Origin of the sequence: Hymenobacter sp. BT730 (assembly GCF_030542105.1) — a bacterium.
Classification (GTDB): Bacteria; Bacteroidota; Bacteroidia; order Cytophagales; family Hymenobacteraceae; genus Hymenobacter.
The window spans coordinates 1-21,049 of record NZ_JAUOFB010000011.1 but is presented as its reverse complement, the minus strand read 5'-3'; the positions used below and the strand labels follow the sequence as shown (position 1 = coordinate 21,049).

The window sequence follows — 21,049 nt, the reverse complement described above, 5'->3', positions numbered from 1 at the left end:
TGTATGGCGGCAAGCGTGGCGAGCTTTTTTGCGGGCAAGTTGCGGACCGGGCAGGTGCAGCCATTGCTGGAGTTGCTGGCGGAGCTGGCGTTAGTGAGGGTAGATGCAGATGCGCAAGCTTATAGTGCCTGAGTGAATGGCCAAGTAGCATGAGCGCTAAGCCACCGGCCCATTTAGGAAGCTAATGCCACACACTTTTCTTTATCCTTACTTCTACTATTATATATGAGTGCACTTCCCGAAATGAAAGCGACATCGATTCCTTTTACCGTTTACGATGTTCTCGGCTACCTATTGCCAGGATTATTTTTCCTGACCTTGCTAGTGTTCGAGTACGACATGGGGCGGGCGCTTACCTACTACCTGAGTCATAAGCTTTCTTTCACGGGTATCGAGGGGGAAGCCGTTCGTTATAAACTGCCCTATATCATGAAGTTTTTGTCTTGGCAGCAAACACCCACCGACTTCAAATTTGTGCCATTTGTACTGCTAATCGTGCTAGCCTATCTGATAGGACACATCATCTCAGCAGTATCAAGTACGGTTATTGAAAAGCTTTTTTTGTCGTCCAGTCTGCAATATCCGGATAGCAACCTATTTTATGAATTGGTAGAAAAGCGGGATACGCCGCTGCGAATAGAAACGTGGCGTCTGCTGCGGCAAGAAACCAGGTGGTGGATGTTCCCTAAGCGCTTGTTCGTAAGCTTGGTGAGCTGGGTAAAGCATGCCTGGCAAAGCTTTTGGCGGTTTTTCTTCCCACGATATTGCCACCCGCTGGATACTGAGTTTACTACTGCATTCAAGCAAAAAATCGATGCGCGGTTTGGATGCCAAGTAGAGTTAAGAAGTTACTACTGGCTCTGCTATGCTGATATCATTCGACATCTTCCAACCTCTTATCAGCGAAACCAGCATTTTGTGTCTTTATATGGCTTCTCGCGTAACACCGCCACCGCGTTCTGGTTGTACGTGGCTTTTCGTTTTGCCTCCCGCTTAGTGTATGGACATTTCGGCATTACTTACATGTTGTCGCCGGCCAATCAGTTTATTTTGGGGACGTATATGGTAATTGGCGGCATACTTTTCTTATCGTACCTGAAAATCTTTCGGCGGCAAACTATGGAAATGTTCTACGCCTTTTTTGCCCTCCATAGCGACGCAATCGTTCCAGTAGCTAGGCCGGCACGAGTTGAGGAAGAGTAGAAGCCAGCTGTTTCGAACTTGCATAAATAAATAAATAAAGCCTTAAGCGAAGGACTTTGTGTGGGCACAATTAGCAGCGGCGACCACGGAACAAAAGAGAAACATTTTTCGAATGGAGTGGGCTTCTCCTATGGTGTAATCCAGTGGTATCATCTGCCTTATGAAGCATCCTGCCGAAGGAACTTTCTCCCACGCCCGGCAGTAGCTGAAGAACAACCCATATCTTTATATTATGAAACTCCGCGAACGTTATCCCCAGCTACAGAACCCGGCCGTCGTCAAGGCGATGGTGGTCCGCTCGGTGTATGCCTCCATGGCCCTGGAGGACCAGACGGTTTCCCTGGAACGGCTACAGGCGCTCTACGAGCAGACGGGCCCTAAGCCAGCGGCCGCAGCTGGGCGCTAATCAATTCCTGTAAGGGACCTAACTCATAGCGATCCGCTTGCCGAATGGCCTGCAGGTACTGCGTGCGCCCTTCTCCTGCCTCGCGTTGGTAGAGCACCACCTCCTGATACCCGTAATGATACGCCAGCAGGTTGGTAAACAAGCGGGCGGTGCGCCCATTCCCATTCGTGAAGGGATGAATGGCGACCAGGCGGTGGTGGGCATAAGCTAGTAAGCCGGCGACCTGCTCGCGGGTGGGCTCAGTCGGTAATAGGCCTTGCCGGTGGCGCAGCTCATCGATCAACTCATACAGCAGCTGGGGCACCCGCTGGGCGGGTGGCGGCAGGTAAGCCCCTACGTTGGGCACGTGCTGACGCCACTGCCCGGCCCAGTCGTAGAGATGGGCAAACGCCCGCCGATGCAAATCCTGCAGCAAGGCCACGGATAAGTCTACCGGATAGTCCAGCTCCTCGAGTAGATAACGCTCGACGGTAGCCACGCCCAGGGCTTCCTGCTCATTCAACTCCTGCTTGCTGGTCAGGCCGAGAAGGTTATCCTCGGGCGCGTCGGTATAGTCTCCCATGGTAGTAAAGATAAAGACTCCAGTCGGCTGCCTATGCCGCCACGCGCTGGAGTAAGCGCTGCACGGACATGGGAAAAAAGGCCTGGCCCCGACGGGTACGGTAGCCCGCCTCGTTCAACTCCCGGGCAATCTGCTGCAGCGTGTGCCCCTGCCCGGCCAGCAACCCCGCTAGGCGCGCAGCCTGCCGGTTGGCCTGGTGCTCGCGCGCATTGTCCTGCCGCACCTGCCGGCTTTTCACAATCGCCTCCATCGTCAGATTGGCCGGCGTGCCCAACGTGGCGCCCCGGGCCTTCTTGGCCGCCAGCGCTTCCTTCGTGCGCTTGGAGATGGTTTCCCGCTCGTGCTGGGCGATGACGGCAAACAAGCCGACCGTTAAGGTATTGGCATCGGGCATGTCGCAGCACACGAAGCTGACCCCGCTATCGCGCAAAGCGAAGATAAAGCCGGCATTGCGGGAGAGGCGGTCGAGCTTGGCGATGAGCAGGGTGGCCCCCAGCCGCCGGGCCGCTTCGATGGCGGCGGCTAGTTGAGGCCGCTGGTTGCGCTTGCCACTCTCCACTTCCACGAATTCCGGCAGCAGCTGCCCCGGCAGCGGGGCAAAGGCATGCACGGCCGCGCGCTGCGCTTCCAGGCCCAGACCGGACTGGCCTTGCTTTTGGGTGGAGACCCGGTAGTAGGGCACGTAGCGGGGAGCGGCGAGTGGAGCAGGCAACATAAAGCACCGAAGAGGAGGAATTTGGTGCAAGATAAGGGCTTATAACATTTATTAAACGTCCGTTTAATAAACGTTATAAAGCGCAGAATTGCGCCGGTTACTCCTCTTCGATTTCCCTAACGGTGTCCTGCCACGGGTAGCCCGTATTAAAAAACGCTTCTACTGCTCATATGTGCTGCCCTATCGGGGCGGCACATATGAGCAGTAGAAGCGATGTGGAGGAACCTCGCGTGCTTACAGGGGCGCGTACACGTACACCCAGTATTCGTGATTGGTCTGGGGCTTGGGAATGCGCAGGGTCAGGCGGGTTTCCGTCAGCTCGGCCACACGAAACGTGGTCTTATAGCTCGGGTAGGTTTCGGTCTGGGTCAGGATGGTATCCTGCTGAGAGAGCGTCCAGGTTCCCTTCCGAATCGCGTCGTACTCGGGTTCGCAGTTCTGCTCCCCCGCCGCCCGCTGGAACGAGCCATCGGTGCCGTAGGTGTAAATGTCGTCCTTGGCACAGGGGTTGATGTTCATCCATTGGTCCACGAGGTGCCCATCGGTTTCCTGATCGTAATACCCGGACCACCGCCAGGGATGGGCCGTGAGCTTCTGGGCCGCCGTTTGGGGCTTGGCTTCGTCTTTATGGCAGGAAGTCAGTGAAAGAACACCAAGGGCCGTCAGGCTCAGGAGAGGTAAAAAAAAGCGCATACTAAACAGAAATAGAGCGTGTGGGCAGAGGAGAAAATGGTTAATATACTTGCAGGTGCTGGCTGGTGTGATAGCCTTGCGGCCCTTCCAGCAGCAAGAGATACAAGCCGGCGCGCTGCACCCCCAGGTTTACCGGAATCCTGGCGTCCACAGCCTTCGGCAGAGACTGCGTGAGCACTACCCGGCCGGTCGCGTCCCGCAGGGACAGCTGCAAACCGGTGGTGGGGGCGCCCGGCGGAAGCTGCAGGTGTAGAGAGGAGCGAGCCGGGTTTGGATATACCTGCAAGCTCACCCCCGCCCCACGGGCCGGAATGGGTGGAGTAGGCGTTACCACCTGCGGCAGGGAAGCTAAAAAACCGGGGAAGGTGTTGATGGGACTGGAAATGGTGTATGGGCCAAAATGCGCCGAGTTTTGCACCGATCCCCCCACATACACCTGTCCGCCATAAACCGCGAGGGAACTGACGGCGTCCATGGACGGTCCCCCAGCTTGCTGTACCCACGAAAAGTGGCTGTCCTCCCCTTCATCCCGGACCTTGGCCACATACAAGTCTGAATACCGCTCACTGGTAAGAGTAGTCTGGCCAAACTGGGCCGTAACACCAGCGTCTAGCTGCTGGTGCATGCCGAAGCTTCCGGCCAGAAACACACTCGTATCGTTCAGGGCAAGGGCGCTGACCTGATCATCACCGGGGCCTCCGGCTGCTTGCGCCCAAACCGCGCGGAGCTGGGTTCCTTCCGCTTTCCATTTCTGTACGAACGCATCATACCCGCCCGCAGAGGTGAGATACGTAGCGCCAAAGAAGCCATTTTCGTTGAACTTACCCCCCACGTAGAGGTTGGTGCCTTGGATGGCCAGGGCAGAGGAGTACCCGGGAAGGAGCGTTGCCCACGTAAAGGCTGCTTGGGGGCCCTGATCGGTCAACTTGGCTAAGTAAGTATTCTCAAAGAGGTAACCGGACAGGGAGGTGGCGCCGAAGGGTAACTGCTCCCTGCCATAGGCTCCTGTCAGATAGATAGCCTGCTCCTGTACGGCCAGGGCGCGCACGCCTTCAAAGTTGGTACTACCGGCTTGCTGCACCCACACAAACTGCCCACTGCGGCCGGTATCCTCCAGTTTGGCGACGAATAGGTCGGAACTACCGGCACTGGTCAGGGTAAAAGCGCCAAAGGGAACGGTATAGTGGAAGGATCCCCCCACAAACAGGGTGCTTCCCTGGACTGCTATGGCACTGGCCAAGTCATGGCCTCCTCCCCCGGCCTGCAGGGCCCACTCAAAATGGGCCGAGTTGCCGGAATCCGTAATCCTGGCCACATACAGGTCGGACGACTCCTCCGTCCAACTTTGGTTTTGCAGCACGACGCTCCCAAAGGAGACTTGCTTACCGGAAAACGACCCGGCCAGGTAGACGTTGTGGCCACCAAGGGCGAGGGAAACCGATCGTATTTCCCCTTGTGCGTTACCGGCCTGCAGCACCCACACAAACTGGCCCGTAGTCGGGTTGACTTTGGTCACAAATACCCCGCCATTCCGCCCCTCTAAGGGCGTCGTACCAATGGAAACTTGACCCCAAAAAGTACCTGCCAGGAACACGTTCCCCGCCGCATCCGTGGCGGTCGAACTGAGTAACACACCTCCCGTTGTTTGCGTGGTGGCGAGCACCTGCTGCCACGCAGGGGCTGTCTGGGCGTGGGCGAAATAAAGGGGCAACGCGGCTAGCCAGCCAAGCAAGAGCCACCTATAGCTACTGGATACACGGTAGAATAATCGCATCTAGAATAAAAAGGGGGTAAGGACTCGGAAGATACGCAAGGGGCTAAGTTTTATCCTAATCTCCCCTTTTTGTACAAGGACCGATGCATGTGCTACGGGAAACCTTACAAGGCCTGCAGGATCCAGACATACTTAGAACCCGCCTGGGCGGTGGGCATCTCCAGCGAGAGGGTGGTTTTATCCAGGCTAATAATGTCCCACACGGCCGTCTCGACCTCCCGGTCACTCTTGATCCGCAGCTGGGCCGTATTCTGGGAGAGGTTCTCCGTCAGCTGCCATTGGCCTCCATAGTAGTCCGGATCATTCTCGGCACAGCGGGTGGGGCCTTCTTGGTGCAGGTAGGTACCGGCGGCCTGAAAGACCCAGTCATTATCCCGCTTGCAGGGCTGGTAGTTGGCGTAGAAGTCGTGGCCCTTCTGCCCGTTGGTTTGCACATAGAGTTCGCGCACCTGCCAGTGGGCGCGCTGCAGCAACTCTTTACGAGAGAGCCCCTCCTCTTCTTCTTTTTTACAGGCGGTCAGGGATAAGCAGCCAACGGTGGCCAGCAGGCTCAGGCGTAGGAAGGAAAGCATCGTCAAATGGAAATGGGAAGTAAGAGGAGGAAGAAGGACGGCGACAAGCTTAGATGGCTTTGAACTTGCGGACGAACTTGGCATCCGGGTTTGCCGAGGGTTTCTCAATCGTCATGGTCGAGGAAGTAATCTCCACCAGCGTCCAGGTTTCGCTCTCCGCCCACCCTACTTCCCGGATGGTGAACTTGGTCTCGTTCTCCGTCAGCTGCCAGGTACCAGCCGTGACCTGGGGGTAGGATGGATCACATTTAATGGCGCCTTCATCCCGGGTGTACTTGCCCGTTGTGTAGACCTTGAAATCATCACTGTAGCAGGTGCCCACGCCGAGTAGGTCGTAGTTGTCTTGCCCTTTCCGCTCCGTATAGAAAGCCGTGGTGAGCCACTTGGGGCCCATGAGTAATTCAGCCCGAGTGGGCTCTTCTTTCTTGCAGGCGGAAAGAGATAAAATAGACACGGTCGCCAGCAGGCTCCAGCGGAGAAAAGGAGTCATAGAAGTCGGGAAATTGAGAAGGAGAAAGGGAATGACCGTTGGCCTTAGCGGCACTTAGATAGCACGTAACTGCAGCACATAGAAGCCTCCCTCGATGACGGTGGGGCGCTCGAGATTGATTTCGCGGTCACTCATGGAGACAATGGTCCACACCTGGTTGTCTTTCCAACCGGCTTCCTGCAACGTGAGCTTTGTGTCCTGCTCGGACAAGTGCCAGGTGCCCGTCACATCCTGCTCCGTGTCACAGGTGGTGGGACCCGTTTTATGGACATAGGTACCCTCCACCGCGAATTTCTGGGCATCGTCTTTCTGACACTCTTTCCAGCTAGCGAAGAGCTCGACATTACTGGATTGGCCCGCATTCTTCACATAATAGTTCGTCGTCTGCCAGTGGTAGGCAACGAGTTGCTCCTGACGAGAGGGGGTGGGTTCTGACTCCTTTTGGCAGGAGGTTAAGGAGAAGGCACTAACGGCGGCCAGCAGGCCGAGACGAATAAAAGCGAGCATACTAAAAACAGGAGGTAAAAGCAGGGCCTCCCGCCGGAGCCGAAACGGGGCAGGATGGGGCCTTAGAAAATCAACCGACAGCAGGATAACGACATAGAGGATAGCACCCACCAATAGAAAGGGAAAGGTACGGCAAGTCACTGGGTTCTCTCCTATCGGACGCAAAAAAGTCCTACTGAAAAGCGTTAAGAAAAAGTCCCTTGGCTTACCTTCTCAGGAGTATGGATAAGGCGGGACTTATTGGTCGTAGAATAGCGCTGCTGCTTTGGTGTAATAAGCTCGCTTCTACCCGCATCTAAAAAGGCCTCATACGTCCGCTTTATCAGATGCTATGCCCAAGCGCCTACATCAAGCGCCTAAATCAGGAAAGGACGGGAGTCAACATGCTGGCTAAATGGCTAGCTTGCACCCGGTTTCTACGCTTTCTATTTTCTATCGCCCGGGTGCGGGCCGCTCTCCTTTACGTGAAGTACTATCTCCTCCTGCTCACGGCTCTTTTCGGCCTGAGTAACTGCCAGAAAGACCCTGCCCCACCCTTGCTCGCCTTACCCGGTAGCTACTATAGTGCGAACGAAATCGTGGCCCAGCCTATCCGCATGTATACCCAGCAGGGGGAGGTGCGCAACGACGCCCTGATCGACGACTTTATTCGCCGCGAGTACCAGCCAGCAGGTTTCCCGCGTACCAATCTATCGATTGGTGATAGCCTGCTGCTGCTCACCATTCCCGAGAAAGGGCCGGTCACCCTGGTTTCGAAGACCTTCTACAAAACCTATTTTGCCCAAGCGCAGGTCAGCGGTCAAACCCACGACTCCTTTGCCTTAACGCGCTTGGACTCCATCACTCAAAGAGTCCCCCTGGCTACTCCGACGCGCTGTGCTGTGCTCATGGACCAGATGGAACAGGCACCACCCAGCAGGCGTTGTTTTCCGATTTCCAGCACGACGGGGTATGCCCAATTCTGCTGGCTCAAGCAAGCGTATGCCATCGGCATCCGGGACGGGCAGCTGTTCCTGCCCGTGTTCAACTACCTGGTGAAGTCGGACTTCTCCGCGGGGCGCTGTATGTTCGGCCGCAGCGGCCAGTGGAATTTGTTCAATTCCGCCATTCGGAGCCAACTGCTAGCCGGGGACACGCTCGTGGTGCAAATGAATGAAGTGGCCCTGCTGAAAAAATAGCGCTCTGGTCAGCGAGCTAAAGGGGACGCTACCGCCAGATCCCCTCCATTGCTACCTCACGGCTTCACTCCGTTCTTTCTAAGCATCCCTTCAAGCGAATGGCAACCGGTAGGCGCATCCTCGATTATTTTTTTTACCGATTGGCGACCTGGCTGGATAAGGGAGAGGAAGGGGGCTCCCGCGCCGGCATTCTCCTTAGCTTTCTGTGGGTGCTGATCCTGATGGTGCCGATTTCTTACCTGCTCTCCTATCTCCATAGAAAGCACCTTTTGACCGTCCATCCGGCTATGTTGATTCTGGTAGCCATGCCTCTTTACCTGCTCATCGTGTATTGGATGTATCGACGCTATGCCAACCGCTATCTCATACTCCAGCGAAGATGGGCTAAAGAAGCCCCCCTTCAGAAGACCGTTGGCGGCGTGCTCGTCATTGGTCTCTGCTTTTTCCTTGTCCTGCTCTCGTGTAAGCTTCTGGGAAGCGTAGATTTTAGTGCCCGCTAAGTCATTTCTCCCAGTCAGGGCAAGGTTAGCCGTGATGAACTGGGTGGAGGCGTTTGTGCTTAGTAAGTGCCATTATGGTCAGCTGCTGAGAAACATAAGATTTACTTATACGACTTGCCTAGGCATCTTGCGTGATAACCCATTCTGCTTGCTTACTTTCTCTATACGCCATCGCGCCAAGGGGCAAGTGGGCTATCTGAGTTACTGATGGATCTAACGCGATGATTTCACCTAATCCTAAGAGGAGGTAGTCTTGATCGGAAAGGTTTTCTTCCGAGCCGGAAAATTGCCAATACCCATCCTCAAAGTGGTAGACGTAGAGAATCGCGGAATGGTGGCGCACCACATGCGTGGTCGTAAAAACAGCAGTATCAAGTGCGTCTGGGAAGTGTTGCATCTGGGCTCAGGTATAGGCTGCAAAGTAGGACTATAGCATCTAAACTTGAGTGGGAATGCGAATTGGCTCTCTTACTTTCCTCCCTTAACGTAAGGTTAGGTATCAGACCCATCTGGGAAATGTGGTGGTTTTGGCCTCATCTGCCCCTTCCCTGGATTTGTGGTACTTTGACAGGAAATGCGTTTGAGTTGAGACTATCTGTTGCTAGAAGCTTAATGCTCTTTAGCTCCCGTTAGGGGTGCCGCAAGTGCTTCTAGCCAATCGTAGACCTGCGCCAAACCAAGCGTTCCACCTCCAGTCAAATCACGAATCGTCTTCACCCCTCCCTCATATGTCACCGACAAGGTTACACGAGGCCGATGGTTTTCATTGCCCGTGCCGTATCGGGGCAAACAGGATGCAAACCGCACGTAATTCAGCAGCTCGGCCACTTCCGCCTGTTGGTCCGGGCGTAGCTGCTGCTGCCGGTACTTTGTGGACGCGGTGGTGTCGCCCGTGGCGGCCCTACGGTAGGAGTATCGTGCTAGGCCCGTCGAATCAATGGTCACCTGGATGTCATGCTGCCCCTTGTAATTCAGGCGGGAAGTGTAGGTGATGCGCTGAATGCGGTGAGCCGTTGGACGGCGCTCGTAGGGAATAAATCCGCCGCCTTTATACGTGAGCAGCAAGGTTCGGCGGCCCCTCAACTCGCCCGATGCTCCCCGACGGCGGGCGAAAGACGTGTAGTGAAGCAGTGGTTTCCCGTGTTTCTGCACTACCCGGGCCATCGGCTGGTGCTCGTCGAGGGCACTGTAAAAATTACGCACGACGTGCAGCCGGTTGTTGCCCGAGTCCAGCACACAAAAGATAAAGGGAATGTCCCGGCACCGGCCCACCACTAACAAATCCGGCCAACCGTTGCCGTCCAAATCAGCCCGGTACCACGTCTTTCCCTGCCACCGGAAGGCCGTGCGGGCGTAGGGTTGGAATACGGAGCGAGCGGAGTCCCCGAGCACAAGGTCTTCAAATTCCCACCCGAATGGTCGGACCAAGGCCAGCACCTGCGTATCGGTGGCCAAAGCGGCAATTCGACTCTGGACTAGACTCGGCTGGCTCCAAGCATTAAAAGAAGCCAAAAATGCCCCTAGGAGCATGCATAAACGCGAGGAATTCATGCGACAAAGTACGTCTTCCTTCCTAGTTGTTCAGGGAAATGATGGCTAAAGCAAGTTATATAATCGGCCTTTACATGCCTATCCTACTTTCACGGCTATGTTGCTGCCCGGTCTGGCGCACGCGTTGCTGGGTTACTTGGCGCTGCGCCTCCTGCTCCAGTGATGAGGATTCAACCTAAGTCAACGGTCCTAATGTCGTCCTTGTCACATTTTACAAACGGTCGTTGAAGAGTTGTGACAAGTACCTCCCGCTAGTGCCCTATTGCCTCCCCAGATAAGGACAGATATGTCAACGGTATCAAGCCTTGTAATGAATGCTACGGGAGCAACATAGACTTTCTTTCAAGGCTTCTAGCTTCGGATAGGACAGGCTTGGCGATGCTCTACTGCTGACCTGCTACTCCGGCTCGCTCTGGTGGTACTTGCCCAGCACATACGGCGTGGCCACGGAGAGCAGGCTGATGGCTTGCAGGGTGGCCATCCGCTGGGGAAAGGAGCCCGTGTACAAAACCAGGGCCCAGGAAACACTGGTCGGCGCGCTATACCGGGCCTGCAGCAGCACGAGCACGTGGCCCAGCACGGCCAGCAGCAGCGACCAGGCCAGAACCCGGCCCAACGTCTTCGGATTGCCCCGCAGGCGGTGGAGCATCGTCAAGCCCAGGACAAAGCCGGCATTGAGCACCCCGTGGACAAGGACCAGGTGCAGCAGAAAAGGAAGAGGGGCCATGGCAAGAGGGAAGCAGGAAAGCCGGCGCCAAGTTCTCCTTTACGGCGGGAAATCCAACCGCTCTTCTCCCCTGCTTGCGTCGGCCCACGCCGAACTGCAGCCAGACGGCCTGTTGCGACAAGCTCGATTCGACCAGGCGCATGGCCTCTTGGCGAACAGAAATTGCATAAGGGTCATTCTTGCCCCCTGCGCGGGGCTTGCTCTGCTACAGATATACATCAACCGGGTAATGTATATCTGTAGCCGGACGAGACAGTACCTTTGGTGTGGAAAACTAGATCAAAATACAAATACAGGTGTAAATACTAACCTAAAAGAAGGTGAAATTTCACACCTAAAATTTCACCTTCTTTTAGGTTAGTATTTACATATTAACTACTTATTAGGCAGATAGTAAGAATACTATAATTCCCTTATTCCTTGCCATTAAAAACGAAACTTACATCAGAAGTAGTAAGCCTTAGACTATTGATGAGAGATGCTTTTAACAGCATTATTGTCGACCGTACTACAGATGTAAAGTGCTCGACAAAGGAGATATCGCTGATAGTTCATGACCTGACTGCTGATCAGATCCTAACAGGCCAATCAAGGTCTATTGTTAGTTCGTCTGAAATCCCTATTTTTAACCAATCCACTAGATTACAGGTGTCGTTATACACCTTAATCCCCTTGTGCTTCAGCACTAAAATTAAGTTGCATTTTTGCACCTAAAACCACACCTTATAAATCGGATTAAATTCATGATATTCACTGTCGGAGGCATCAAAGGAGGCACAGGTAAAACTACCATATCCACAAATTTAGCTGTATGGCTATCCCGGCAAGGCTCCGATGTATTACTGGTTGATGCCGATGAACAAGAGTCAGCTTCTGACTTCACTTCGTGGCGTGATGAGACACGCCAAGGCCAGTTAGGATATACTTTAGTTCAGCTTACTGGTGGAGCAGTGCGCCGGCAAATAGAGCAACTGCGACCAAAGTATGAACACATTGTTATTGATACTGGTGGACGTGATACGGCGAGCCAGCGTGCAGCACTATTCGTGGCTGACATTTATCTGTTGCCTTTCGCACCAAGGAGCTACGAAATTTGGACTTTATCCAAGGTTCTAGCCTTGTTGGGTGAAGTACAACCTGGTAGAGCCAATCCGCTACAGATTTACTCCTTTCTCAATAAGGCCGACACAAGAGGAGTTGACAATAGCGAAGCGACTGAGGTGCTACGCGAGAATCCAGAGCTGAATTATGTAGATTTTCCATTAGTCAGCCGCAAGGTATTTGCTACCGCTGCCAGCAAAGGATTATCGGTTTTTGAGACTACGCCCCACGATGAAAAAGCGATAACTGAATTAGAAGCCCTCTTCCGGCATGTAACTCACCTAACCAAATAGAATTAATGGCTGTTTCCCCACCACCCAGGAAGAACGCTGCTATATCACCCTCTCAGGCTACAACTAAGGTTGATGAGAAGAAAATAGAAGCTATCATTAATCGAGGTAGTTCGTCGGTAGGAGTGACCCCACCAACAACTACTCAACTAAAGAACTTTAACATCAAAGTTCCTGCTGAAACTCTGACTAGTATTGATGAGGTTCGGGCAAAACGCCCTCGCAAGCCGACCAGTCCAAAACTTGGCATATCTACCCAAGACTGGCTTTTAGAAGCCATTTACGAAAAGCTGGAAAGAGAACAAAAAAAGTATAAATTGGGTGTATAACTTCACCCTAAAATAGGTGTGATTTAGCACCCAAAATAGGGTATAAAAAAACACCTATTTTAGGGTGAAGTTATACTTAAATAATGGAGCCAGGGTGTTTACGCTCTACAATATTCCTGTTTTCACTAAAAACGTGTTAAGCTCCTAGTTCCCTCAATTGGCTTTCAAGCTTTGTTATTCCATCTTGGATGAGCGCTAGCACACCGGGTCGGGATTCATCGGTATATATAACAGCCGTTTTCGCAAACTGTAAGCTGCCATACGCATCTTCAAGCTCGCTTAACAATTTTTTGCGCTTAGATGCTAGAGCTGGGCTAATCTTAACTTTAGAAGTAGCAGCAACCTGCTTGGCCTTACGATATGCTTGCAGCATATATCCTTCTGTAAGCGCCTTGAACACGGCTCCGCCCTCATTCTTAACTTTTCCGGCTTTCACTTGGGCTTGCACTGTAGCGAGCACAAAGCTCACGTATCCCTCGTCATATTCCCCAGAACTCAAACGGTCCTGAATTTGGGATAGACTACCAGGCGATACACCAGCTGCTAACACTGCTGCTTCCCATTCACTAATTGTTCCTGTTGATAACTCGGCCCGTGTAGGTAGTGACGTAGCGGAATTGACTGGTTTAAAAACAAATTCAATGTGAGTTACAAGCCGACCTTTACTAATGGTAGAATAGGTGAAAGGCAAGTCTGTTTCAGCCAGTTCCTCTTTAGCACGTTCCAGCACGCGTGCACGAAAGTTGTTGAACCTGTCATAACCTTCAGAAAGCCCCAAAATTGCCTTTAACTCATCAAGAGGTATGGTACGTTTCCCAAAGGCAGCATATTCACGCAATAGCCAATATATCCGGTAAGAGGTAGCACTTTTAAGCTTCATTAACTCAGTAATCTGAGCCTTTGTGAAGTTGTCGTGTAATTCAAGCAGATAATCGTGAAGTTCGTCGTTAAAACGCAGCACAATTTGTCCTTCGCCCTCCACATAGTCAGCGCGAGCTAGTAAGGGTATAGCAGAATACGTACGATGTTTCATACGCTTACCACCAGTACCCAACGTTTCAATGGTGATGAGGCGACTAGCAAACTTTTCTAATACTTTGCGAACGTGGCCGTAGTTCTGGCTGGAGCCGTGATCAAGTACGTCACGCACGCTCAGTTCGCATTTTCCAAAGGAATCGTCGTTTCGTTTTATGCAGGCTAGCATCGCCAAGAATAGACGTGCTTCGGTAGTATTAAGATCAAATCTTGCATTGACCAATGCATTATGCTGCACGACCAAGGGGTGAGTAACCGGAGTAGTCGAAGAAGGCATCGTAAGTTTAGCAGCCATATGTGAAACTAAATATACAGGAAAACATTTCTATCGACTACAAATAAAATTATTTATAGTCGATAGACACCAAAACTGTAGTCATTGATACTAGCTTTTGCACCAATTTTGTAGTCAATAGACACCAAAAACGTAGTCGATAAACACCAATTTTGTAGTCGATAGACACCAATTTTGTAGTCGGTTACACTTACAACTATTTGGTTATTAGAATTTTGTGAGCAGTGTAAACTACTATAAACCTTTATAAACAGGTTAAACTGCAAGTTTTTTTTGTTGTTTTGAAATTTAAGGCTCAAACAGCACCGGAACAGGAGGACCAAAGCCACTCAGTAGTAAATGGGGGCGGAGCAGGTCTTGATAGGAATTGATTAAAGGTTTTCGCGGTTGAAACGCTGGAAATGGCCTTTTTCTCAATCCTATCGACTACAAAATTGGTGTCTATCGACTACGAAATTGGTGTCTATCGACTACGTTCTTGGTTTTCAGCAGCGCCATATATGGCGCTGGTCGACTACAAAATTGGTGTCCAGCAGCGCCATATATGGCGCTGGTCGACTACAAAATTGGTGTCCGGTGAAATAGCTAGCCGCTCAGTAACTATCCCCACGGAAGCCTTTGTAAATTCGGCTAATAAAGAGGTATATAAAAGTATAAAAATCTATAAAAATCTATATCTTTTGTACCTTTATATACCTGTTTATCAGTGTGATAGATATCGCTAAAGATGAGCTTATCAGACAGTGGCTACTCCGGTATTTCAGCGGTTCTAAGACTCCGCCGGGCAGTCCCGATTTTCGGCGCATCAGGAAGCTGGAGATCCCGGTAGAGGAATGGAAGCAGCGCTCGCGCTGGACTGTTTCAACCAGTCATTCATGCACCGTTGCCTGAACAAGACCGAGCAGGCCGCTAACGCGAAGAGAGGTGGTTACCCCTGAGCCCCGTCAAGGTCCGCACGCCGTCCACCACCCCGGCCACGGGCTGGAGTTTCCAGCGGTGCTCTACTTTGTGCATGACCCAGATTCGCTAGTCATCGCTGGCCCAGAACTCATCGGTATGGTACATCATGCCGAGGTAATATCCTCAGTAGTGGGCGTCGATGGCCCGGTACTCTTGGATTCGGTAGCCTTCCGGGAGGTGTGCTTAGCTTTTGTAAGGCCCCATGGGCCGGGGAGTGCCCACAGCGTGCGCCGTAACGTGACGGGCGAAGATGCCTTAGGCATTACTCAACCGGAATTACTCCAGCAAATTCTATCGGAACCACGACTAGTGGACGAGCTGTTCAAATTTATGTACAAGCTGAAAACAGAGAAGGTGAAAGCGGATAGAAATCCGGGGGGCTTATTTCTTAAAATGCAAGGGTTGCGCTAACCCCTTCGCCCGCTGGAAGGGTGTGCTCCCAAGGGCAACACATAGGTAGGAGGGAGGGGACGGGCATCACTTCCGGTAAGAGGGGATATCCCCTCGCCAAGCGAGTGCCTGAGAAGACGAGTAGCGCTACACGCCACGAGGAAACGAGGCCTGCTTTTGAAGGGGGAGTCTAGTCGAGCGTATGCGGCAGAGCGAGCGCTTACCACGCGGCTGGAGTACTTCAAGTAGTACTTGAAGTACGTTACCGTAAACGCCGCACAGATGACGGAACGAGTACTTGTGAACAAGGCATAAGCACTGCTACCCTAGCGACAAGTAATTCCTATCCGCTCTACTACATGAAGCAGGCCCGGAAAAATACCATTTTTCGGAAAATCGATAACTGGGCGCTTTCCTGCCGGCACTTCGCAGCCGTTTTGACAGGGATTTTTGCGAAAAAATGCGGTGTTTCGAGCACAACTTGCGGTCGCTGCTCCGCGTCGGTAATGGCGACATACCACAGGAGGCGTGGCGACACGGGAACACGTGCTTGCCGCACGGAGAAATGACTTGTCCGCGTGCCGGCTAAAACCGCGATTGCCGCTAATGGGCTGCGAGAGAGGATATGTTTCGCGGCTTTGCAGCAGCCAGCCCAGATATCTGCACTCCTACTGTGTAGAAGGCCCCTATTTTCACCGGCAATCCACGTCCGTGCACTGGCTTTTTGCATGCTGGCGGCACCGGCCGCGCACCACCTCTTCCCGACGCCCCGAAAAAGCAAGAATCAGAACCCAAATGCACGCAGGATTCCGGGGAGCTGAGCATCGAATGGTCCTATTTCGACCGGATTTCATACGATGGCACTCCTGTAGGAGGGCCCCGAGGGGAAAGAACCCGCTCGTTTTCCAGTATTTCCAAGGGTTTCCAGTGTTTACAAGGGTTTGAAACCCTTGTAAACACTGGAAACCCTTGGAAATACTGGAAAACCCTTGGAAATACTGGAAACCCTTGGAAATACTGGTGCAGTAAGGGCCGATAGCGCGCGCGATGAGCCCGATTCGTCTACATGGTGCGGCTGGTGAAGCGAAATGAGCGGTAAAATGCAACTTTCACCGCTAGCCGCAGACGGGCATGCCAATAGGCGGCTATCCATGGGTCATTTCTCCGGTAATATCAGGCAAAAAAGGCCGTGCCAGTACCAGGAGGAACGGCAAATTTTCCGCTAGGCAACGAGGAGCAGAAAAATGGCCGATGGCCACACCAGCGGGCGTCCTGCGCCACGCGGGCAGCAACGTAGGTGCGGGCGGGTAAAAAGGGCGTTTGCAGCGAATGGGCTGCGAACAGGGCGCCTTTTCATGCCTTCCCCGTACCACCACGCTAGCCCCTTATCATTCGATGTATCCTGCCCGCGTGTTGACATAAAAACCCTATGCAGGCACCCATGGAGTTGTGGCCAATCGCGCTGTTCGTACCATAGTCCCGATAGCAACCCCGAAAAAAGGATCGTTTGCGATGGAAAGTAGCTGGTATCTGGGCGGCATAGGGCAGAGAATTATTCTATTTCAAGCCGCCTGATGAGCGCTTTCACCCGGTGATGCTCTGTTCCTGGATGCAATATCTGCTTTGTTCAGTACTTCCAAGGAGATACAGTACTTACAAGGATTTGAAACCCTTGTAAGTACTGTATCTCCTTGGAAGTACTGGAAGTACGGAACTCCTGGGAAGTACTTACAAGTACTTAAGTACTTGGAAGTACCACAAGTACCGGAAGTCCTTTCAAGTACTTCCGCACGGAGTAAGCGAAAGGGTCAGCTCGAATCGATTTGGCCTTAAAATGCCATTTCCTCTCTATCTAGTAAGGCTCTCCTGCAAGGGAAGCATTCGGCGGCCTCTTTTTCCCCGTATTTCCACGGAAAAAAGGCGGGGATTCGGCCGGCAAGGCGGTGCCCTTTTCAGCGGGTGCCCGAGCGGCGTTCTAAAGCAGGGTGACCACCATCGCATGCCGGTGTGGGGGATAGGGTACTCGTCGACGCTCGAAGCCGCGAAATAGGGCGTTTGCAGCTGATGGGCCGTGACGAAGGCTATTTCTTTACTTCCCCGTGGCTCCTCTGCCGGCGGCCCCGGCAGAGGACCGTTATTCCCTGTCTTTTCACCGGCAACCGGAACGGGTACCTGCGGGATTTTTGGGTGAAATGATCCGCCTGTACGCAGACGCTTCCTGAAGCGAGAGAAAAATCCAGAAAACGGACGAAAATACCGGCTTTGGGGGCGGATTGTGTGCTTCGAATCGTCCTAATAGGGGCATTCCGGCTCGCCTAATGGGTCCATTTCCCCGATGCGGCTCCGGGGGAGCCTTCCTTTTAAGGGTTTCTAAGGGCTTGCGAGCGAATAGAATGGCTTACGAGCGAATCGGATGGCTTGCGAGCGAATCGTAATGGCTTGCGAGCGAATCGCGGCTGGACGGAATACCCCTGCCTCCCTGGCAAGCCGTGCCGGGTGGCCCGATGCGTTTTAGCGTACCAGCAGCAGCTCTTCCAGGCGGGTGGTATACTGCGGGCTCCGCCACTGCGCTTGCCCTTCCCAGGGCGCCCTCACCTGGCCCGGCAGCCGGGTCGTGGCCGCCAGCTGCACGGTGCCTTTCCCAAAGCGCCGGTTCAGCGCATCGAGCTCGGTGAGCAGGCGCTGACGCTGGGCCGACATCCCTGGGGCTTCAAAGAGGGTCAGCTGCGTTTGCCCGGCCGGCTCCAGGCCATCGAGCACGATGCCGGCTTTGGTGTAGCGCTGTCCCGGCTGCCACAACCGTTTTAAGGCTGTTTTAGCATAGCGTACGAGCTCGACGGTGTCGCAGGTAGCCACGGGTAGGGTGAGCACCGTGGAAGCCGAATACGGGGGCAATTCCAGGCCAAATCGGCTTTTGCTCAGAAACACCGTCAGCAGGTGCGCCGCATCGCCCTGCCGCCGCAGCTTCTCGGCCGCCCGGCTGGCAAAGGCCGAGACGGCCCCCAGCACATCGGGAAAGGCGCTCAGCGGCTGGCCAAAGGTGCGCGAGCAGCACAGGCTCCGCCGGGCCAGGCTGCCGTCCTCACTGGGCAGCAGCCCCTGGCAGGGCTCCCCGCGTAGCTCCCGCACCAAACGCTGACCCACCACGCCCCCTAAGTGCTGCCGGGCAAACCCATCGCTGCAGCCGGCCAGCTGCGCGGCGGTCAGAATGCCGCGACTCATGAGCTTCTGGGCATACTGCCGTCCGATGCCCCAGACATCTTCCACGGCCACCTGCTCCAGGGCCCACTGCCGCCTGGCTGCACTGTCCAGGTAGCAGACGCCCTGCAGCTCGGGCCGTTTCTTGGCCAGGCGATTGGCCAGCTTAGCCAGCGTTTTGGTGGGGGCCACGCCCACACAGACGGGAATGCCGGTACGAGCCTTCACATTGGCCCGGAGCGTGCGGGCCAGCTCCGCCAGGCTCGGGGTCACGTAGCGCTCCAGGCCGGAGAGATCCAGGAAGGCCTCGTCGATGGAATACACTTCCACGGCCGGCACCACTTGGCTTAGGTACCACATCACCCGCCGGGACATATCCCCATACAGGGCATAGTTGCTGGAGAGCACGTTGACCCCATGCTGCTGCAGTAAGGGCTTGACCTGGAAGTAGGGATCCCCCATCTGCAAGCCCAGGGCTTTGGCCTCGGCACTACGGGAAATAAGACACCCATCGTTGTTGCTGAGCACCACCACCGGCTTTCCTTCCAGCCGGGGTTGAAAGACCCGCTCGCAGGAGACATAGAAGTTGTTGCAATCCACTAAGCCAAACATCTACCTCGGCTTAATCGCGGGTGCGCAGCAACGCGCTCAGCTTGCCCGGTACCAGCTCGTGCAGCACGTGGGTGACCACGCCCCAGATGCGCACGGCATCGGGCTCGGCAATAGGGTAGGGGGCATAGGCTGGGTTCTCCGGGCGCAGCCACCACTGGCCCTGCTCCAGCACCAGGCGCTTGACCGTGCACTCGCCTTCCACCACGGCCACCACGATGTGGTTGTGATCCGCTTCCAGCTGCTTGTCCACGGCCAGCAAATCCCCCTCGTGGATCTCGGCCCCCTGCATGCTGTCCCCGCTCACGCGCACCAGGTAGGTGGCGTCGGGGTGGCGCAAGAGCAGGCGGTTGAGATCAAAGAGCTCCTCGGCGTAGTCGGCGGCGGGGGAGGGGAAGCCCGCCGGCACCCGGCAGCTGAAGAGGGGCAACAGGAAGGGGACCTGGGCGTCAAAAACGGGGATTAATTGGACGTTGCGCATCCGATAGACAAGTAGGTGTCCACAAGTATACGCGTTACTAATAAATTTAGTAATAAAAAGCGGAAAAAATCCGCCGCACCTCCCCGTATAAGCTAGCCTAGTGGACCGGTACGTCGACTGGGACCGGCTGGATGGACAGAATCTGCAGCCCCAGCAACCGGGGACTTCGGAAGCGCGCATACAAGTCGGCAAAGACTTCGTTGGGTTCTTCGGAATCCGTTTGAAGCGAATAATCGGTCCGGATAGTCCCCGCGATGATCCCGTTATCCATCCGGGCCAGGACCACCTGGCAAGCCACACAATAGCAAGGTTCCTTCTTCATAGCAGCAGGGCGTAGGAGGGCGAAGTGACGACAAGCACAAAGCTAATATAATTAGCATAATATGCTACTATATAGCGCCGAACTATTTCCTGGTTTTTGCTGCCCGTTCCCCTCAGATTCACCCGTTTATCGATAGGGCGTTATCGATTGTTCGCCTCCGGGGTGGCACCGACCGAGGAGACAGCGCGGCCCCGCCAGAAAGAGAGGGGCCTGGACCTACTGGGAACAGAGCTCGACATGAATTGCCTCCCCCAAGGATTACCCTCTAAGATATATCCACCTGCTGTCTGTCTTGTCACCTTTGACAACCACCGTTTGTAAAATGTGACAAGCTGCAGTAGGACCGCTACCTCTTTCTTATCGGACCTTATATCTGCGAGCGACCTTCCCGCCAGCCGTTAAACACCGATTATCAGAGCTAGTGAAGCAAGGCAGGTAGTAGGGGTGCTGAGCGCGAATCCTTACCGTTTGTTGCTTCTCTTCACAGGAACAAAGAATAACCTGGGGCAGGTGGGTTGATAATACACTACTTCATCCCCATGCCCCCCAGATATGGATTCAATATCGCGCATTACTTCGCCATCATTTTTGTCATAGTAGCTCAGATTCAGGCAGTTGAACAGCTGATCTTTGATAGGGAGCTCCAGGCGCAAATCATAGGTGCGGGCAGTACGAACGTACTCTGCTACATCCTCGAGCCGGTGCTCCCATTTGCCCACGCGCACAGTCCAATAAGTATCATCAGACACAAAGGTAGTTCCTGCAGTCAACGGCCTTTCGCTGTTTTCATAGGTCTGGGTTCGGTATGTCTGGGTAGTGAATTGATAAGTCGAATCCGGCAAAGGCTTTCCATCCTTTACAACTTGAATGCTGCGCAGGACAATCCGCTTAGGCCATCCAATGGTCTTACTGGAAGAGTTGAAGGCCGGTAGTAGCAGAAAACCGATGAGTAGCAGCCATTTCATAAGGAACAAAACAAACAGCCCGAAGAGCGAACCAACCATCCCCTCGAAAGAAGGGAATGTGCTAATTTACTTTAACATCTGACCCGGCTTATAATTTCCACGATTCCGAGGAGTGTCTGATACCTAATCTTATGTAAAGGGAAATTTCTGAGAAGGGAAGCTATTAATCTTTTGCCTACTCTTGCCAGAAAGTACA

At 53.7% G+C, this 21,049-nt stretch carries 22 protein-coding genes; 7 read left to right on the top strand and 15 right to left on the bottom strand.

The window, feature by feature from the left end; all coding sequences use genetic code 11:
- The first annotated feature begins 225 nt into the window (after positions 1-225).
- Entirely contained in the window at positions 226-1,203 is a 978-nt protein-coding gene (locus tag Q4G72_RS17420) for a hypothetical protein (protein WP_303312711.1), read from the top strand.
- Positions 1,204-1,435: 232 nt separating this feature from the next.
- Positions 1,436-1,609: a hypothetical protein gene (locus Q4G72_RS17415; RefSeq protein ID WP_303312710.1), complete on the top strand. Its 174-nt coding sequence runs from the start codon at positions 1,436-1,438 to the stop codon at positions 1,607-1,609.
- Here Q4G72_RS17415 and Q4G72_RS17410 read toward each other — a convergent pair.
- The 7 genes from Q4G72_RS17410 to Q4G72_RS17380 form a co-directional block, all read right to left on the bottom strand.
- Positions 1,581-2,171 carry a Fic/DOC family protein gene (locus Q4G72_RS17410; RefSeq protein ID WP_303312709.1) on the bottom strand — a complete coding sequence of 197 codons (591 nt, stop codon included), beginning with the start codon at positions 2,169-2,171 and terminating at the stop codon, positions 1,581-1,583. The two genes, Q4G72_RS17415 and Q4G72_RS17410, sit on opposite strands and share 29 nt — an antisense overlap.
- Positions 2,172-2,202: 31 nt before the next feature.
- Positions 2,203-2,886, bottom strand: coding sequence for a recombinase family protein (locus tag Q4G72_RS17405; protein ID WP_303312708.1), 684 nt, complete (start codon positions 2,884-2,886; stop codon positions 2,203-2,205).
- A 234-nt stretch (positions 2,887-3,120) separates the two neighbouring features.
- Positions 3,121-3,579, bottom strand: a complete 459-nt coding sequence (locus Q4G72_RS17400) for a lipocalin family protein (RefSeq protein WP_303312707.1) — start codon at positions 3,577-3,579, stop codon at positions 3,121-3,123.
- A 40-nt stretch (positions 3,580-3,619) separates the two neighbouring features.
- On the bottom strand, positions 3,620-5,212 hold the full coding sequence (locus tag Q4G72_RS17395; protein WP_303312706.1) for a T9SS type A sorting domain-containing protein: 1,593 nt from the start codon (positions 5,210-5,212) through the stop codon (positions 3,620-3,622).
- Between the two features lie 245 nt (positions 5,213-5,457).
- A complete protein-coding gene (locus Q4G72_RS17390; protein WP_303312705.1) occupies positions 5,458-5,925 on the bottom strand; it encodes a hypothetical protein in 468 nt (155 codons plus the stop codon).
- A 49-nt stretch (positions 5,926-5,974) separates the two neighbouring features.
- On the bottom strand, positions 5,975-6,415 hold the full coding sequence (locus Q4G72_RS17385) for a hypothetical protein (protein ID WP_303312704.1): 441 nt from the start codon (positions 6,413-6,415) through the stop codon (positions 5,975-5,977).
- Between the two features lie 54 nt (positions 6,416-6,469).
- Positions 6,470-7,063 (bottom strand): lipocalin-like domain-containing protein, encoded by a 594-nt coding sequence (locus tag Q4G72_RS17380; protein WP_303312703.1) that lies wholly within the window; start codon positions 7,061-7,063, stop codon positions 6,470-6,472.
- Between the two features lie 323 nt (positions 7,064-7,386).
- Between Q4G72_RS17380 and Q4G72_RS17375 the strand changes: the two genes are divergently transcribed.
- Positions 7,387-8,100, top strand: coding sequence for a hypothetical protein (locus Q4G72_RS17375; RefSeq protein WP_303312702.1), 714 nt, complete (start codon positions 7,387-7,389; stop codon positions 8,098-8,100).
- Positions 8,101-8,198: 98 nt separating this feature from the next.
- On the top strand, positions 8,199-8,600 hold the full coding sequence (locus Q4G72_RS17370; protein WP_303312701.1) for a hypothetical protein: 402 nt from the start codon (positions 8,199-8,201) through the stop codon (positions 8,598-8,600).
- Positions 8,601-8,718: 118 nt separating this feature from the next.
- Here the strand turns inward: Q4G72_RS17370 and Q4G72_RS17365 are convergent, their stop codons facing one another.
- The 3 genes from Q4G72_RS17365 to Q4G72_RS17355 form a co-directional block, all read right to left on the bottom strand.
- Entirely contained in the window at positions 8,719-8,997 is a 279-nt protein-coding gene (locus tag Q4G72_RS17365; protein ID WP_303312700.1) for a hypothetical protein, read from the bottom strand.
- 212 nt (positions 8,998-9,209) lie between these two features.
- On the bottom strand, positions 9,210-10,055 hold the full coding sequence (locus Q4G72_RS17360) for a hypothetical protein (protein ID WP_303312699.1): 846 nt from the start codon (positions 10,053-10,055) through the stop codon (positions 9,210-9,212).
- 493 nt (positions 10,056-10,548) lie between these two features.
- Positions 10,549-10,878: a hypothetical protein gene (locus tag Q4G72_RS17355; protein WP_303312698.1), complete on the bottom strand. Its 330-nt coding sequence runs from the start codon at positions 10,876-10,878 to the stop codon at positions 10,549-10,551.
- Between the two features lie 743 nt (positions 10,879-11,621).
- Between Q4G72_RS17355 and Q4G72_RS17350 the strand changes: the two genes are divergently transcribed.
- Entirely contained in the window at positions 11,622-12,272 is a 651-nt protein-coding gene (locus tag Q4G72_RS17350; RefSeq protein ID WP_303312697.1) for an AAA family ATPase, read from the top strand.
- A 5-nt stretch (positions 12,273-12,277) separates the two neighbouring features.
- On the top strand, positions 12,278-12,598 hold the full coding sequence (locus Q4G72_RS17345) for a hypothetical protein (protein WP_303312696.1): 321 nt from the start codon (positions 12,278-12,280) through the stop codon (positions 12,596-12,598).
- 136 nt (positions 12,599-12,734) lie between these two features.
- Here the strand turns inward: Q4G72_RS17345 and Q4G72_RS17340 are convergent, their stop codons facing one another.
- The gene (locus Q4G72_RS17340) at positions 12,735-13,928 is read right to left on the bottom strand and encodes a replication initiation protein (RefSeq protein WP_303312695.1); all 1,194 of its coding nucleotides are present in this window, start codon (positions 13,926-13,928) and stop codon (positions 12,735-12,737) included.
- A gap of 924 nt (positions 13,929-14,852) precedes the next feature.
- Here Q4G72_RS17340 and Q4G72_RS17335 point away from each other — a divergent pair.
- Positions 14,853-15,299: a hypothetical protein gene (locus Q4G72_RS17335; protein WP_303312694.1), complete on the top strand. Its 447-nt coding sequence runs from the start codon at positions 14,853-14,855 to the stop codon at positions 15,297-15,299.
- Between the two features lie 2,490 nt (positions 15,300-17,789).
- On the opposite strand, the gene Q4G72_RS17330 is transcribed toward Q4G72_RS17335, so the two are convergent.
- The 4 genes from Q4G72_RS17330 to Q4G72_RS17315 form a co-directional block, all read right to left on the bottom strand.
- Positions 17,790-19,088 (bottom strand): Y-family DNA polymerase, encoded by a 1,299-nt coding sequence (locus Q4G72_RS17330; RefSeq protein WP_303312693.1) that lies wholly within the window; start codon positions 19,086-19,088, stop codon positions 17,790-17,792.
- Between the two features lie 10 nt (positions 19,089-19,098).
- On the bottom strand, positions 19,099-19,566 hold the full coding sequence (locus Q4G72_RS17325) for a LexA family protein (protein ID WP_303312692.1): 468 nt from the start codon (positions 19,564-19,566) through the stop codon (positions 19,099-19,101).
- A gap of 97 nt (positions 19,567-19,663) precedes the next feature.
- Positions 19,664-19,888 (bottom strand): hypothetical protein, encoded by a 225-nt coding sequence (locus Q4G72_RS17320; RefSeq protein ID WP_303312691.1) that lies wholly within the window; start codon positions 19,886-19,888, stop codon positions 19,664-19,666.
- A gap of 461 nt (positions 19,889-20,349) precedes the next feature.
- A complete protein-coding gene (locus Q4G72_RS17315) occupies positions 20,350-20,637 on the bottom strand; it encodes a hypothetical protein (RefSeq protein ID WP_303312690.1) in 288 nt (95 codons plus the stop codon).
- Between the last annotated feature and the right edge of the window lie 412 nt (positions 20,638-21,049).